Raw genomic sequence first — 15326 nt, 5'->3', positions numbered from 1 at the left:
CCGACCGCGGCCGTTCGGTCTTGTTACTCCACGAAGGCGCGGCGCCACTGATCGAGAACCGGCTTCATCAGATAGCTGAGCATCGTCCGGCTGCCGGTTTGAACGTAGACTTCGGCCTGCATGCCGGGCATCAGGTTGACGTTGCCGAGCCGCTTGCGCTCCTCGTCGGACAGCGTGATCCTGACCGTGTAGAAGGTGGAGCCGGTTCGCGGGTCATTGGTGATATCAGGCGACACGAACGAGACCTGGCCGCTCAATTTCGGCGTGGTGCGCTGGTTGAAGGCGTTGAAGTGGACCATCGCATCCTGCCCGGTGTGAACGTGATCGATATCCTTGGGCTGGACGTGCCCTTCGACCTGCAGTTCGTCCGAATCGGGGACCAGCTCCATGACGGTCTCACCCGGCTTGATGACGCCGCCGATGGTGTGGATCGCGAGCTGGTGGATGGTGCCGGAGTTCGGCGCGCGCATCTCGATGCGATCGAGCTGGTCGCGCGCGGCGACGCCCTTCTCGACCAGATCGCCTTCCTTGGCCTGGGACTCGCTGAGGTCCTTGACCACCTCACTGCGGAAATCCTGATCGATCTTGACGGTCTGGAGCTCGGCTTCGCTGATCTTGGACCTCGTCTCCGCCACGCTGGACACCAGCTGGCCGCGTTCACCGTCGATCCGAGCGGCTTCCCGCTGCAGCGTGGTCAGTCGCGTCAGCGGAACGAGCCGCTTGTCATAGAGCTCCTGCACGCCGGCCAACTCGCCCTTGATCAGCTCGATCTGCTTGTTCTTGGATTCGAGCTGAGACTCCATGCCGCTGATTTCGTTGTTCAGCTGGACGATGCGGCCCTGCAGCAGCTCTTTCTGGCTCTTGCGGGTCGTGGCACGGGCCTTGAACAGCGCGTTCTCCGACGCGATCACGGTGCGGACGTTCGGATCGTCCTGACGTGAGGTCAGAGTGGACGGATAGTCCGGCTGATCGAGACCGTCACGCTCGGCCGAGAGCCGCGCAATCTTGGCGCGCTGCTCGTTCAATTGCTTGGTGATCGCCTGGAGCTGGGCCTGGCTCTGCGTAGCGTCGAGCCGCACGAGCAGATCGCCCGCCGCGACGCGCTTGCCGTTGTCGACCTTGATTTCCGCGACAATGCCGCCGGTCGGATGCTGAATGGCCTTCACGTTGGATTGCACCACGAGATTGCCGGGAACCACGATCGCGCCGGCGAGCGGCACGAGGGTCAGCCAGCCGCCGCCGAGAACGCCGGCGACAAGCAGCACCCGCAAGCCGAGACGCAACTCGTTCTCGAACATGCGGCTGACGCGCGGCACCAGCGATTCGTCCGAACCGTCGTCGAGATCGGCCGCCGTTCCTTGCGTCGCAATGAAGGTCATGCCGGTGGTCAAGGCCGTACCGGCGGTACCGACCAGGCGGCCGACACGGGTTTGCGGAACGGCAGGCGCATGCGCCAGACGGGCGGGAAGGTTCTGCTGCCCGACCGCGCGCGGCGCGCCGACGCCGAAATTGCCGTCGCGTCGTGCATCCTGCAGGTCGAGCAGGGGCGCCGAATTGCTGCCCGCCATGCGCGCGGGCGGATGGCGCGGCGGCGGCGACAGCTCCGGCTCGTTGCCGCGCATCGGTGCGGGCTGCTGCCAGTCCATCTCGCGGATGCCTTCACCCCGGCGTGTCCGGGGCGCCTGGGCGCCGAGACCGAACAGCGACAGCGACGCACCGAGGGCGCGGCCCATGGTGCTGCCCTTCTTCTTCGAACGCGGCTTTGGCCTGCCTGGCGACGGTGGCGGACGCCGTCGCTTCTTGCCGCCGTCCCGTGTGCCGTGGCGCTGCCGCGGGTCCTCGTCGGAGCCGTCGTCGAATGCGCCCTGCAGCCGCTGCAGCTCGAGAATCAATGCATCGCCCTGCGGACCGACCGCGCGAGTCTTCGGTCGCACATAATCGTCGTCGTCGAACGGCCTGAAGTCGTTGATGTGTTTCATTGATCAAGCGCTTTCTGCTGGGGCGGCGCGACGAAGCGAGCGGGCGTTCGGATTTGGCGCCGCTGCGGGAGCAGCAACCCTGGGCGGAGCGGGGGCATGCGCGACGGCGGGTCCCGCGGCCTTGTTGGCTCCGGCGACGCGGGCAAAGATCTCCTGGCAGGGACCGAATGCGATCGCCTTGCCCTCGTACAGCACCAGCGCCATGTTGAGCGCATTCAGCGCGCTGGGACGGTGCGAAATCACGATCACGATGCTCTGGTTCTGCTGCCGCATGATCTGAATGGCGCGGCTGAGCGCGTTCTCGCCGTCGGTGTCCAGATTGGCATTCGGCTCGTCGAGGACGATGAGAAAGGGATCGCCATACACCGCGCGGGCCAGACCCACGCGCTGCCGCTGACCGGCCGACAGCGACATGCCGCCTTGGCCGATTCGCGTCGAATAGCCTTCCGGCAGCCGCAGGATGATGTCGTGCACGCCGGCGATCTGCGCCGCCTTCAGAATCGCATCCGAGCTCGCATTCTCGTCGAAGCGGCAGATGTTGTCGGCGATGCTGCCGTCGAACAGGGCAACGTCCTGCGGCAGGTAGCCGATGTGGCGGCCGAGATCCTCGTTGCTCCATTGGTCGAGCGCTGCGCCGTCGAGGCGGACGGATCCATGCTGTGCAGGCCAGATGCCGACCAGCGCCTTCGAGAGCGAGGTCTTGCCGGAGGCACTCGCGCCGAGCAGTGCCAGACCCGTGCCTGCCTTGATCGAGAACGACACGTTTTGAACAATCGGCCGATCGGTGCCCGGCGCGGTGACCGTCAGCTCCTGTACGGTCAGCTCGCGGAACGGGCGGGGCAACGCGACCGGCGGCGCTTCCGGCCTGGCGGTGGCCTTGCAGATATCGCGCAGACGCGCGATGCCCTGGCGCGCGGCGACCAGCTGTTTCCAGCTGCCAAGTGCGATCTCGATCGGGGCGAGCGCGCGGCCCATCAGGATCGACGAGGCCATCATCACGCCGCCGGAGGCCTGCTCGGAGACGACGAGCGCCGCGCCGATGCCGAGCATGCCCGACTGCAGGATGAAGCGCAGCACTTTCGCGGCGGCTCCGAGATTGGCGTAGACATCGCTCGCGCGAATGTTGTCCTTCAGATAGCGCTCGTTGACGGCGTTCCAGCGTGCCGAGAAGCGATCCAGCATTCCGAGCGCGCGAATCACCTCGGCATTGCGCTGGGTGGCGTCGGCGAGAACCTGCCGCGCGGCGCTCGTATCGCTGGCGGATTTGCTCGCCTGACGCGACAACCGGTCGGTCACCAGCGTCATCGAGATGATTCCGGCCGTGCCGATGACGGCCGTGATGCCGATCAGCGGATGAAACAGAAACATGCCGATCAGGAAGATCGGTATCCATGGCATGTCGAGAAAGGCGGTTGGTCCCATGCTCGACATAAAGGCGCGCAGCTGGTCGAGATCGCGCAGCGGCTGCTGCATCAGCATCGGCTTGGTGCCGCGCAGGGGCAGGGTGGCCAGAGCGTGATGAATCGCGTCCTGCAAGCTCGCGTCGAACACGGTCGCCACCCGGCACAGCATGCGGGTGCGCAACGCGTCGAAATAACCCTGAATCAGATAGACGGCTAGAATCATCACCGACAGGCCGACGAGCGTGGCGAGATTCTTGCTCGGAACGACGCGATCATTGACCTGCATCATATAAACCGAGCCCGAGAGCATCAGGATGTTGATGACGCCGCTGAACACGCCGATGCCGGCCATGCGTTTGACAGCCTGGCGCAACCCGCGCGTCACCGGATCGTCGCTTCCCGAGAGAAGGTCGTTGAGGGCAGCCGCGGCTTTCGTTCTCGGGCGGTCTTGAGCCAGACTCATCCAGGCGCGTCTCCCAAACACAGTGCTTCACTCCGCGCTATTGACAGTCGATACCGACGATTTTCCGGCAACAATTGGACAAGTGGGCAATTCCGTCGCAGCGTCGCGGGCAAACGACCGGCACGAGGCGCGATGCGCCGGGGCGGCTCTGAAAAAGTGTGGCATCGTTCAGCGCGATCGGGTCCGTGCGAAATCCGTCCGCGATCGTCGATAGTTGCAGCGTGATAGCAGCCATCGGCACGCGACGCGTGTCACACATTCGTCCGTCTATCACCTTGGTTCCGTACTCATTGGTCGCGGTCCGGGCCGAATGACGCCACGAAGCCGAATAAATCTTCCTGCGGTGCAACGCACAGGCGTTGTCATCTCGATCATGCGGTATTCGATGATGGTGCGGAGAACGATCATGATGGCGGCGGCAACACAAGGACATGCGGCTCCGCGCACCAATCCAAGACGTGCAATCAGCTCAGCCGGGCATGGCGACCGACGATGTGTTCTATCATCGAACGTGCGGCCGCTGTGGAACCGGTGACCCGCCAAGCATCGGGCGCACGAGATCAACATCAACTCCAGGGAGGACGAAGCAGATCAGTCCGCGTGCGATCCGAGCAACTCGTCACCGGCTCGGGCCACGGCAGCTGATCAACCATAGGCGTGATCCAACCGATCACGCTCAAGCGTAGCGGGGCAACGATTGGGTGCAGAACGGCGCCGTAACGCCGAAGTCGGACGAAGTTGCTCACTTAGTAAAGCGTATCCGGGGGACGACAAAGTTGCTGGACGACATCACCATCGAGACGCGTGATGCGGGAATGGATTCGGGTCGAGGGGCGGCCCGCAGGGTTGAATACTTGATCATCCTGCGCCGGATCGGTCCGCTGAGACGAAATACGGTCGCCAGGTCGGCGGTGAATCGCGCCGATCGCGTGCGCGCAGCTCTGGAGGCGCACGCATGAAGATCCGCAAGACCGACTATGGAACGATCATCCTGCACTGGACCCTGGTTGGGGCCACGGTGATCGCGTTCCTGACGGGGCTTCGCATGGCGACCGAAGCGCCTGGACACGCATGGATCGCCAACAATCTCGATTGGCTGCTGCCCCGGCACCGGACCTGGACCTGGCACATGCCGGCTGGGGTCGTGCTCGCGAGCGTCGCCGTCGCCTACATGATCTATATCTCGAAGTCAGGGCTCGGCCGTCGCGTCACCATCGACAAGATGCGCTTCAAGGGCTTGCTCGGCCGCCGGCCGGCGCGGCTGGGCTCGATCAGCGTGATGCTGCATTGGGTGCTTTTCATCTCCATGGCGATCCTGATCGTCACCGGAGGCATGCTCTTCTTCGGCGTAGCCTCCGGCTACGTCACCATGATGATCCACTGGTACGCGACCTGGGTGATCCCGGCCTTCGTGGTGCTGCACGTCCTGGTTCACTTCAGCATCGGCGGAAAGATGCAGCTCTATCGCGTGTTCCGGCCGGCGCCCTTGCCGCCGCCGCCGCCAAAGCTCGATCCCGTCGAACTCCTCACGATGCTGGTCGAGCAGTCGGAAAAGCTGGAGGAAGCGGAGGCGCCTCCGAGGAGGCCGGCGCCAGCTGCGCGGCCTGCAGCGCGTGAGCCGATGCCGGCGCCGCGGCGCATGGAGGAGCCGATGCGGGCCCGGTCCGAGCCGCGTGTGCCGCCGGGCCGCATGCGTCCGCCGCCGACACCTGCCAAGGGCAATTCCCGCCGCCGCAATCCGAGCTTCCAATCCAACCCGTTCATGGTCGCGATCGCCGCAGCCATCGTGATCGGTTCGGCGATGTTCGCCGCCGACTACTACGCCGAGGACACCGTCACGGTGTATCGAATCGCGACATCGGATGCGCCGACGCTTGACGGCGATTCGTCGGATCGTGTCTGGCGCAACATCCAGCCGCACATGGTGACGACCAACCAGGGCGACAATTTCGACGGTACCGGCGAATCGCGCGTCTGGATCAAGGCGGCGCATGACGGCACGTGGGTCTACTTCCTCGTCATCTGGGAGGATCCGACGCGATCGTTGAAGCAGCTGCCGCTGATCAAGAAGGCGGATGGCTGGCATCTCCTGCAGAATGGATTCGACAAGGGCGACGAGAACGATTTCAACGAGGACAAGTTCTCGCTGTTGTTCACGACGCTGCCGATCACCTTGGCCGCGGACCGAACGTTTCACATGAGCTCGCAGCCGATGCCGGACAAGCCGCCGACGCTGTCGGGTCGCGGCATCCACTACACGCCGGCGCCGAATCTCTATGCCGACGCCTGGCTGTGGAAGGCGACGAGCGGCGGCCCGACCGGATGGATGGACGATGATCATTTCGGTCCGCCTGCGGAGCCGACACCGGATCAGGTCAAGGGACTCACGCCCTACAAGGGCGGGTTCGCACCGGATCCGGGGACTGCGAACTATTCGGACAATTTCGTGATCGACAGGGAGGCCGCAAGACTGGGGAATCGGGGCGTGAGACCGAAGCGCCTTCCGAAGGACGTCGCCGCGATGACCGCGGCGATGGGCGAGATCAATCTCGATCCCAACATCGGCGAGAGTGAAGGCGCGCGCTGGTTCATGACAGAGGCCGAATCGGTGCCCTATTCGGCCGAGGCGGATGCCCAGACGCCGATCGGGACCGTGGTGCCCGGTGTTCTCGTCAGCGGCGAGTTCACCGGTGATCGCGCGGACATCCGTTGCGCTGCGCGTTGGGCCGCGGGCCACTGGACGCTCGAAATTGCCCGCAAAATGGACACGAAAAGCAAGTACGACGTTCCGATCAAGAATGGCGTGTTCATGCGTGTCGCAGCGTTCGACCATACCCAGATCAGACATACCAGGCAGATCCGGCCGATGCGACTTGAGGTGCAGTAATGGGTAAGATTTGCAAGATCCAGTACAACAGGGAAACGTTCTACGCGAATGTGGGCGATATCCTGCTCGACGGCGCCATCAACAGTGGCGTGGATCTGCCCCATGACTGCCGCAGCGGAATCTGCGGCTCCTGTAAAGTGACGGTCATCGACGGCAAGCTGTTCGGCGGCATGGAAGGCGACATGGCGCATGCGTGCCAGGCGCGTGTCGTGTCCGACCTCAAGATCATCACGGAGCCCGTGCCGGATACGGTGACGATGAACTGCGAGGTGGGCGATCTCGTGCGGCTCGCGCCCGACGTCGTCGGTGTCACACTCGAGATGCCGAAGCCGCTGCGATTCTTCCCCGGACAATACGCCAAGGTCCAGTACCGCGGTTTTCCGACACGCTGCTACAGCCCGACCTATCCGATGGTCGGCGCACCCGATAGCCATCTGCTGTATCTGCACATCCGCATCCTGAAGGATGGCCTGGTGTCCTCGGCGCTCGGCCGTGACATCCAGGTCGGCCATCGCGTCAAGCTGACGGCTCCGCTCGGCACCGCGTTCTTCCGTCAGAAGCATCGCGGCCGGATCATCCTGGTGGCGAGCGGCACCGGCTTCGCGCCGATGTGGGCGATCGCGGTCGCCGCCATCACGGAGAATCCGAAGCGCGAGATCGTCTTCATCGTCGTGTCGCGCACCTTGCAGTCGTTCTACATGCATCAGGCGCTGTGCCGCTTGGCGCGCTTCCCGAACGTGAAGATCATCCCGATCGTATCGGAGCCGCAGAACGTCTCGCCGGCGATTCGCAGCGGCCGACCGACCGAACACATGCCGGAGCTCACGCCGAACGACGTCGTCTACACCTGCGGCGCGCCGGCTATGACGGAGGCGGTCGCGAAGATGTCGCGCGCGGCCGGAGCGAAGTGTCATTGCGATCCGTTCGTCTCGTCGGCGCAGCCCTCCGAGTCGAGCGGCGGACTCATGGATCGGCTGGTCGGGTGGCTCGACAGCCAGCGAGGCCGGCCGGCCATGTTCCAGCCGGCGGAATGAGATCGTTGCGGCCGCGACGCGCGCGGCCGCAGTCCGGCGCTCAGCCGGCCATGAAAGCGAGCAGAGTGCCGGTGGCCGACGCGGGCGGAACGATCAGGCTCGCGCCACTGCGCACCGCTGCCGCGCCCAGAGCCTTTTCGGTGGCGGTCAGATCGTGTGAGGCCAGCACCAGGCCTGCGCCGCCTCGCTCCGGCAGGCCGGCAAGCGACACACCCGGATAGCGCGCTGCGAGCTGGTCCCTGGTCAGGAATACGAAATCGGCGCGGTCACCGCCCGAGGTGACGGTCACGGCGCCGTCGGCTTCGTCCCGGCCGTCGCGATCGATCAGGCGCGACAGGTGAGCCGCGTCCTTGGCCGGATCCGGCGTCACGATCAGCGCCTGCTTCAGTTGCTTGGCGGCGTTGGCATGGCGCATCAGTTCCGGGATCCACACCGTTTCGCGCGTCTTGTGCTGGCAGGCGAAGATGCGCAGGCCGCCCGGAGCCTCCGCGACCGGCCATTGAAACACGCGGAATTTCGCTGCCGAGATGCTGCCGTCGGGCAGCGGCACCGGACGCTCGAAGTCGATGGGACCAATCGGCTCAAAACCTTTCGCGCGGATTTCCTCGGCGCCGGCCGCGGAATCGGTCGCCGTGAAGGCGATGCGCTCGATGCCTTCGCCGCGCTGGGCAAGGAAATTGCGGGTTGGAACGTTGTGATCGGTCTCGGCGAGGATGCCGAGCAACTCGATGTAGTCAGGATCGAGCATGATGGTGTAGTTGCCGGATCCCATCTTGGCACTGTGCGTGCCGCGCGGAGACAGCGTAAAACCAAGCCGCTTCCAGGTCTCCGCCGCGGCGTCGAGATCCTTCACCACGACGACCGCGTGATCGATACCGATGACATTCTTGAGGGCCACGCGTTTGTCTCCTTGCAGCGAACTTGGCATATTGGCGGCCGAACTATGCCCAATCGACCCATGCGCCGCAACCGGCGCTGCGGGGCGCTGGGCGCAAGGCAAGATCGATCTCCGGCAGGGTGGTCGACCAGCAAGGATGAGCTGTCCGCGATGAGCACCACCACAGATTCCGTTCAATGGCCGCCATCCCTTTGGGCGGCGCAGACCCCGCCTGGACCCGACCTGTCCGAGCTTCAGGGCAGTGTGCAGGCCGACGTGGTCATCATCGGCGGCGGCTTCACGGGGCTGTCGACGGCGCTGCATCTGCGCGAAGCTGGGACGGACGTCGCCATCGTCGAGGCGATGGAGCCCGGCTGGGGCGCATCCGGCCGGAACAACGGTCAGGTCATTCCGACGCTGTCACGTCCCGATCCGGACGACCTCGTCGCGCGTCATGGCGCCGCCGGCGAGCGCTTCGTGGCGATGTTGCGCGACAGCGCGTCCAATCTGTTCGATACCGTGAGACGGTACAACATCGACGCCGAGCATGAACAGGCCGGCTGGGTCCAGCCGGTGCATACGCCCGGCCGCATCAAGATCGCCGAGCGCAGGTTCAAGCAGTGGTCGAAGTTCGGTGCGCCGGTCGAGCTGCTGTCGCGCGATCAGGCGCGAGACATGCTCGGCTCGGACGCCTGGCATGGCGGTTTCTGGAACAAGACCGGCGGCCACATCAATCCGCTCGCGCTGGCGCGTGGCTTGGCGCGGACGGTGCTGAGCCTGGGCGGCCGGATCTATGCGCGCTCACCGGTCATCGACTTCGCCCGGCGGGGGGATCGCTGGATCGTGCGCACCGCACGGGGGGAGCTGTCGGCGCGCGCGCTGGTGCTGGCGAGCAATGCCTATAGCGGCGAGTTCTCCAAGGCGCTCGCACCGGATATCGCGCACGAGGTGATGCCCGTGCTGTCGTGGCAGATGGCGACGCAGCCGCTGTCGGACAATGTCCGCAAGACCGTCATCCCGGCGCGGCAGGCGATGTCCGATACCCATGGCGAACTCTATTTTGCGCGCTACGACGCCCGCAACCGACTGGTCACCGGCGGCGCCGTGATCGGCCCCGGCAATAAGGCCGAGCGGCTGAAGGCGCGGGTCGCCGAACGCCTGCAGCGCCTGTGGCCGCAGATCGGCGAGGTCAGGTTCGACTATGTCTGGAACGGCTATGTAGGCATGACCACGGACTACATGCCGCGGATTCATCGCCTCGGTCCTGATGCCTATGGCTGGACCGGCTGCAACGGCCGCGCGGTCGCGCTCACGATCCCCCTCGGTGCGGAGCTTGCGAAAGCGGTGCGGGGCGTGCCGGCCAACGAGCTGGCGCTGCCGTTCACGGAGCCGGTCACCATTCCGGCGCACGCCCTGCTGCGTCCGTTCGCGCCGCTGATGCTGCTGTTGTACCGATATCGCGACGCGCGTGAGATCGGCTAAGACGTGGGATGTTCGGTCCGGGCGAAGTCGCCGCCCGGAATGGCCTCGAGCAGAGCCTGCGTATACGGATGCTGCGGGTTGCCGAACACGTCGTGCGTGGGTCCATGCTCGACGACGACGCCGTCCTTCATGACCGCGACCAGATCGCAGATCTGGGCTGCGACGCGCAGGTCGTGCGTGATGAAGATGATCGACAGGTCGAGGCGCTCGCGCAGGCTGGTCAGCAGCTTCAACACCTGCGCCTGAACGGAGACGTCGAGCGCGGACACCGGTTCGTCCGCGACCAGCACCTTGGGCTTCAGTGCCAGCGCGCGCGCCAGCCCGATGCGCTGACGCTGACCTCCGGAGAACTCATGCGGGAAGCGATCGGCGGCCGACGGGTCGAGCCCCACCAGGCTGAACAGCTCGCGCGCCTCCGTCAGCGCCTGCTCTCGCGAGGTGCCGTGCACGATAGGTCCCTGCGCCACCAGATCGACCGCCTTGCGCCGCGGGTTCAGCGAGGCGAACGGGTCCTGAAACACCATCTGCATCTGCTGGGTCCGGTTTCTGACCTCGCTGCGGGAGAGGGGCGCCCAGTCCTCACCGTCGAGCAGGATCGTTCCTGCGTCGGGATCGATCAGGCGAATGATGCAGCGGGCGAGGGTGGATTTGCCGGAGCCCGACTCGCCGACGATGCCGAGCGTCGCGCCCTTTGGCAGCGCGAGCGAGACGTCCCTGACCGCATGGGTGACGCGCTCGCCGCGGCCGAGGAAGCCGCCGGTGCGATATGTCTTCGAGACAGCGGAGATGGTGAGGATCATCCGGTCCGACAGCTTGCGTGCCGGGGGCGCCGCTACCGGCGGCACCGCGGCGATCAGTTGCCTGGTGTAGTCATGCTGCGGCCGTTGCAGGACATCCGCCGCCGCGCCCTGTTCGACGACGCTGCCATGTTGCATCACGACGACGCGGTCGGCGATCTCGGCGACGACCCCGAAATCATGCGTGATGAACAGCACCGCAGTCTTGCGCCTCTGCTGCAGCTCGCGGATGAGCTTGAGGATCTGGGCCTGCGTCGTGACGTCGAGCGCCGTCGTCGGCTCGTCGGCGATCAGCAGCTTCGGATCGAGCGCCAAGGCCATGGCGATCATTGCGCGCTGGCGTTGTCCGCCGGACAACTCGTGCGGATAGGCCTTCGCCGCGCGCGGCGGATCGGGAATGTTGACGTCCGACAGCAGCGACAGCACGCGTGATTTGATCTCGACTTTCGACAGATCGGTATGGATGTCCAGAACCTCGCCGATCTGGTCGCCGATCGTGCGCAATGGATTGAGCGCGGTCATCGGCTCCTGGAACACCATCGCGATTTCGGCGCCGCGGATGCGGCGCATCTCGGCCGCCGTGGCGGTGCAGAGGTCGTGGCCGGCAAACAGGATGCGGCCGCCGTCGGTGGTCACGCCGTCCGGCAGCAGCCGCATGATCGTGTTGGCCATCATCGACTTGCCGGAGCCGGACTCGCCGACGATGCAGACGATCTCGTTTTCGGCGATCGAAAGCGAGACCTCCGAGATCGCATGCATGCGGTCGGCGCCTTTCGGCAGACGTACGCTGAGGCGGTCGACGGTCAGAACGGGCTTGGCTGGACTCATCGCTGCTTCAGCCGGGGGTTCAGTGCATCGTTGAGGCCCTGGCCGACCAGCGACACCGCAAGCACGGTGATGAGGATGGCAACACCGGGGATCGCCGATACGTACCACTGCACGCGCAGCACATCGCGTCCCAGGCCGATCAGATTGCCCCAGGAGGCGACGTTGGCGTCGGACAGCCGCAGGAAGGCGAGTGCACTCTCCAGAAGGATCGCAACCGCCATCACGACGCCGGCATAGACGATCACCGGCGGCAGCGCGTTGGGCAGGATCTCGCCCAGCATCAGCTGGGTGTCGCGCATGCCGAGGGTGCGGCCTGCCTGGACGAATTCGCGGCTGCGCAGCGAGAGGAACTCAGCCCGCGTCAACCGCGCCGGCGCCGGCCATGAGACGATGCCGACGGCGATCGTGACCGTCGTCAAGGTCGAGCCGAACACCGCGACCAGCACCAGCAGCAGCACGAAATTCGGCAGTGTCTGGAAGGCCTCGGTGATGCGCATCAGGATGTTGTCGACCCACCCGCCGTAGTAGCCGGCGAGCGCGCCGACCATGATTCCGATCGCCACGGCAATGAACGTGGCGACGCCGCCGATCAGGAGCGAGATGCGGGCGCCGTGAAAGATCTGGGCGGCGATATCGCGGCCGGAATTGTCGGTGCCGAGCAGGAACCGTGGATTGGCGAACGGCCAGATCAGCGGCCGGCCGGCGAGGGCGAGCGGATCGCGCGGATACAGATAGCCGGCGCTGATCGCCATGCCTACGACGATCAGCAGCAGGATCAGGCCCAGCACCGCAGCCGGACTGCGAAAGTAGCGCTTCGCGGCGTCCAGTTTCAGCCCTCCGCCGTGATGCGCGGATCGAGCCGCGCGTAGAGCAGGTCGGTGACGAAGTTGACCAGGATCACCAGCAGCGCGGAGACGAAGACGATTCCGAGCAGCGTGTTGAGATCGCGCTGGACCACCGATTCATAGGCGAGGCGCCCAAGGCCGGGCAGCGAGAATACGGTCTCCACCACGACCGAGCCGCCGAGCATCGTTCCGGCCTGGAGTCCGATCAGCGTCACCATTGGCAGCAGCGCGTTGCGCAACACGTGGCGGGTGATGATGCGGGTTTCGTCGAGGCCCTTGGCACGCGCGGTGCGGACGAAATCGAGGTTCAGGACCTCGAGCATGGATGCGCGCATGATGCGCAGATAGATGGCCAGGAAGATCAGGCCGAGCGTCAGCGACGGCAGCACCAGATGGCTCGCAATGTCGAGCACGCGCCAGATCCCGGTGCTGACGGCGCCGATGTCCTCGAAGCCGCCCGCGGGCAGCCATTGCAGATAGATCGAGAACACCACGATGGCCATCAGGCCGAACCAGAACGAGGGCGTGGCGTAGAAGATCAGGCCGACCGTCGAGATCAGCGTATCCGGCCAGCGATTGACGCCGCGCGCCGCGATCACGCCGAACACGAGGCCGAAGAAGAACGCAAAGGAGAGAGCGGAGGTCATCAGCAGCAGGGTCGGCGGCAGCCGCTCCAGGATCACGGCGGCGACCGGCTTGCCGTAGATCGCGGAGAAGCCGAGATCGAGACGCACCAGCCGCCACAGGTAGTTGGCGAGCTGCATCGGGACCGACAGATCCAGCCCGTAGAAGCGGCGCAGCTCACGGGCGGTCGCCGCATCGCCGCCGCCCATCTGAGCCATCATCGCGTCGACCGTATCGCCCGGCGCGAGCTGCAGCAGGAGGAAGACGCCGATCAGGATCAGGAACAGGGTGGGGATCGAGGCGGCGAGCCGCCGCCCCGCAAGGCTCAAGATGCGCATGGCCTTATCCTGACGGATTCCGGCTCAGGCGGAAAGCCACAGATCGTGCCAGCTCGACGATCCCCAGCGCGGCGTGTTCGAGTGGTTGCGCGCCTTGGCCGTGATCACGGTGACGAAGATCTGCTCGATCGGCATCCACACCGGCAGCTCGGTATTGGCCTCGCGCACGAAATCTGCGTAGAGCGCCTTGCGCTTGGCCGGATCGACCTCGGTCGCCGCGTCATCGATGATCTTGTCGATCTTGGCATCGTCCCAACCCCACTGATTGGTCCACGGCGCGCCCTTGGGCTGACCGGAGCGATACCAGACCGTGGTCGAAACCGCGGGGTCGTTGCGGTACTGGTGCCAGCCGGTCGCGAGATCGAAGGCGTGCTCGTCATAGACCTGCTTGAGGAAGCCGCCGCCATCGTTGCGCACGATCTCAATCGCGATGCCGACCTCGCCCAGCGACTGCTGGAGGAAGGTCGCCCACAGCGAGATGTCCTCCCCCCATGGCGCGGGCAGCAGCCGCAGCGAGAAGCGGGTGCCGCCAGCGCCGGGCTTGTAGCCGGCCTCGTCCAGGAGCGCCGCCGACTTGGCCTTGTCGTAGGGATATTGCGGCGTATTGGCGCCGGGGTAGAAGTCGGTCGAGGTCGACGGGATCGGACCGGTGCCCAGCTTGGCGAAATCGCCGAGGAAGTTCTCGATGAAGAAGGGAACGTTGATCGCGTGCGCGATGGCGCGGCGGACCTTCACGTCCGCCAGCTCCTTGCGGCGGACGTTGAACTCGAGCGTATTGGTGCGCGCGTTGCCCTCATTGCCTTTGGTCGAGACAATGAAACGCTTATCCTTGCCGAGCCGCGCCATGTCGGAGATGGTCAGGCCCGAGAACGGGCTGTAGTGCAGCTCGCCTGCCTCCATTTGCGCCGCCGCCGCTGCACGGTCAGTGATCACCTTCCACACGATGCGGTCGAGATAGGGCGCGTTCGGCCGCCAGTAGTCGGCATTGCGCTCGGCGATGATATACTGGCCGCGTTCGTACTTCACGAATTTGAACGGACCAGTGCCAATGGGGGCGAGGTTCGCGGGGTTCTGCCTGATGTCGCCGCTCTCGTAGATGTGCTTGGCCGAGACGTAGCCGAGATCGGGCAGGGCGCGCAGCAACAGGTTGAGCGGCATCGGCCGCTCGTAGCGGAAGATCGCGGTTTGCGGATCTGGCGTGTCGACCGCAGTCAGGAACAACTGCAGGGTCGATCCGTAGTTCAGGATCTTCTTCCACATGTTCATCGCGGTGAAGGCAACGTCCTCCGACGTGAACGGCTTGCCGTCATGCCAGGTGATGCCCTTGCGCAGCTTGAAAGTGACGGTCTTGCCGTCCGGCGTCGCCTCCCAGCTCTCGGCAAGTACGCCGACCGGCTGGCCGTTGGCATCGAGGTCGACGAGGTTCTCCTGGATCTTGCCGCCGATGATGTAGACGCCGGTCGAAGCCTGGAGGCTCGGGTTGAGCTGGCGCTGCTCGGCGCCGTAGTGAACGTTGAACACGCCACCCTTGCGCGGCGTCTCCTCGGCGAAGGCGCGGAATGGATTGACCACGTTCGCCGCGATGGCAGCGGAGGTCAGGAGGGCGGTCCGGCGGCTGATCTCGAAACGGCTCGAATTCATCAAGGTCTCCCGAAGGCCAAGCGGGACGCTGGCCGATGGCGCAATCGGCGCGAAGATTACGCGGATCGCGGGTCCAAGTCATTTGCGAATTGCCATGCAGTTCTGCGGCATTCTCGGCCGGCCCATGC

At 65.3% G+C, this 15326-nt stretch carries 11 protein-coding genes; 4 read left to right on the top strand and 7 right to left on the bottom strand.

All coding sequences use genetic code 11. The features are described from left to right. Nucleotides 1-23: 23 nt before the first annotated feature. Together QW887_RS04545 and QW887_RS04540 are read right to left on the bottom strand one after the other, a co-directional pair. Complete coding sequence (locus QW887_RS04545) at nucleotides 24-1979, bottom strand: HlyD family type I secretion periplasmic adaptor subunit (RefSeq protein WP_315711799.1); 1956 nt, start codon at nucleotides 1977-1979, stop codon at nucleotides 24-26. 3 nt (nucleotides 1980-1982) lie between these two features. Continuing rightward, nucleotides 1983-3845 carry a type I secretion system permease/ATPase gene (locus QW887_RS04540; protein WP_315711800.1) on the bottom strand — a complete coding sequence of 621 codons (1863 nt, stop codon included), beginning with the start codon at nucleotides 3843-3845 and terminating at the stop codon, nucleotides 1983-1985. 776 nt (nucleotides 3846-4621) lie between these two features. Here QW887_RS04540 and QW887_RS04535 point away from each other — a divergent pair. Genes QW887_RS04535 through QW887_RS04525 form a run of 3 tightly spaced genes read left to right on the top strand, consistent with a single transcriptional unit; the run spans nucleotide 4622 to nucleotide 7766 of the window. Continuing rightward, complete coding sequence (locus tag QW887_RS04535; RefSeq protein ID WP_315711801.1) at nucleotides 4622-4804, top strand: hypothetical protein; 183 nt, start codon at nucleotides 4622-4624, stop codon at nucleotides 4802-4804. Then, the gene (locus tag QW887_RS04530; protein WP_316165358.1) at nucleotides 4801-6732 is read left to right on the top strand and encodes an ethylbenzene dehydrogenase-related protein; all 1932 of its coding nucleotides are present in this window, start codon (nucleotides 4801-4803) and stop codon (nucleotides 6730-6732) included. The genes QW887_RS04535 and QW887_RS04530 overlap by 4 nt, the downstream gene beginning before the upstream one ends. After that, a complete protein-coding gene (locus QW887_RS04525; protein ID WP_315711805.1) occupies nucleotides 6732-7766 on the top strand; it encodes a 2Fe-2S iron-sulfur cluster-binding protein in 1035 nt (344 codons plus the stop codon). Before QW887_RS04530 ends, QW887_RS04525 begins: the two co-directional genes overlap by 1 nt. 40 nt (nucleotides 7767-7806) lie before the next feature. Here the strand turns inward: QW887_RS04525 and QW887_RS04520 are convergent, their stop codons facing one another. Beyond that, nucleotides 7807-8664, bottom strand: coding sequence for a VOC family protein (locus tag QW887_RS04520; RefSeq protein ID WP_316165359.1), 858 nt, complete (start codon nucleotides 8662-8664; stop codon nucleotides 7807-7809). A gap of 150 nt (nucleotides 8665-8814) precedes the next feature. Between QW887_RS04520 and QW887_RS04515 the strand changes: the two genes are divergently transcribed. Further along, nucleotides 8815-10125 carry an FAD-binding oxidoreductase gene (locus tag QW887_RS04515; RefSeq protein WP_316192962.1) on the top strand — a complete coding sequence of 437 codons (1311 nt, stop codon included), beginning with the start codon at nucleotides 8815-8817 and terminating at the stop codon, nucleotides 10123-10125. Here QW887_RS04515 and QW887_RS04510 read toward each other — a convergent pair. Genes QW887_RS04510 through QW887_RS04495 form a run of 4 tightly spaced genes read right to left on the bottom strand, consistent with a single transcriptional unit; the run spans nucleotide 10122 to nucleotide 15198 of the window. Continuing rightward, the gene (locus QW887_RS04510; RefSeq protein WP_315711809.1) at nucleotides 10122-11750 is read right to left on the bottom strand and encodes an ABC transporter ATP-binding protein; all 1629 of its coding nucleotides are present in this window, start codon (nucleotides 11748-11750) and stop codon (nucleotides 10122-10124) included. The two genes, QW887_RS04515 and QW887_RS04510, sit on opposite strands and share 4 nt — an antisense overlap. Beyond that, nucleotides 11747-12577: an ABC transporter permease gene (locus QW887_RS04505; protein ID WP_315711810.1), complete on the bottom strand. Its 831-nt coding sequence runs from the start codon at nucleotides 12575-12577 to the stop codon at nucleotides 11747-11749. The genes QW887_RS04510 and QW887_RS04505 overlap by 4 nt, the downstream gene beginning before the upstream one ends. Before the next feature lie 2 nt (nucleotides 12578-12579). Continuing rightward, nucleotides 12580-13557, bottom strand: coding sequence for an ABC transporter permease (locus QW887_RS04500; protein WP_315711812.1), 978 nt, complete (start codon nucleotides 13555-13557; stop codon nucleotides 12580-12582). 24 nt (nucleotides 13558-13581) lie between these two features. Beyond that, nucleotides 13582-15198: an ABC transporter substrate-binding protein gene (locus QW887_RS04495; protein ID WP_316165361.1), complete on the bottom strand. Its 1617-nt coding sequence runs from the start codon at nucleotides 15196-15198 to the stop codon at nucleotides 13582-13584. Nucleotides 15199-15326 lie beyond the last annotated feature (128 nt).

The organism is Bradyrhizobium sp. SZCCHNRI3052 (assembly GCF_032484895.1).
Taxonomy (GTDB): domain Bacteria; phylum Pseudomonadota; class Alphaproteobacteria; order Rhizobiales; family Xanthobacteraceae; genus Bradyrhizobium.
This window is presented reverse-complemented; position numbering and strand designations above follow the sequence as displayed.

Bases quoted from the DNA above. Each gene is read 5' to 3' on its own strand.
- QW887_RS04495 (WP_316165361.1), bottom strand. From the start codon at position 15,198: ATGAATTCGAGCCGTTTCGAGATCAGCCGCCGGACCGCCCTCCTGACC.
- QW887_RS04525 (WP_315711805.1), top strand. From the start codon at position 6,732: ATGGGTAAGATTTGCAAGATCCAGTACAACAGGGAAACGTTCTACGCG.
- QW887_RS04545 (WP_315711799.1), bottom strand. From the start codon at position 1,979: ATGAAACACATCAACGACTTCAGGCCGTTCGACGACGACGATTATGTG.
- QW887_RS04510 (WP_315711809.1), bottom strand. From the start codon at position 11,750: ATGAGTCCAGCCAAGCCCGTTCTGACCGTCGACCGCCTCAGCGTACGT.
- QW887_RS04500 (WP_315711812.1), bottom strand. From the start codon at position 13,557: ATGCGCATCTTGAGCCTTGCGGGGCGGCGGCTCGCCGCCTCGATCCCC.
- QW887_RS04515 (WP_316192962.1), top strand. From the start codon at position 8,815: ATGAGCACCACCACAGATTCCGTTCAATGGCCGCCATCCCTTTGGGCG.
- QW887_RS04540 (WP_315711800.1), bottom strand. From the start codon at position 3,845: ATGAGTCTGGCTCAAGACCGCCCGAGAACGAAAGCCGCGGCTGCCCTC.
- QW887_RS04530 (WP_316165358.1), top strand. From the start codon at position 4,801: ATGAAGATCCGCAAGACCGACTATGGAACGATCATCCTGCACTGGACC.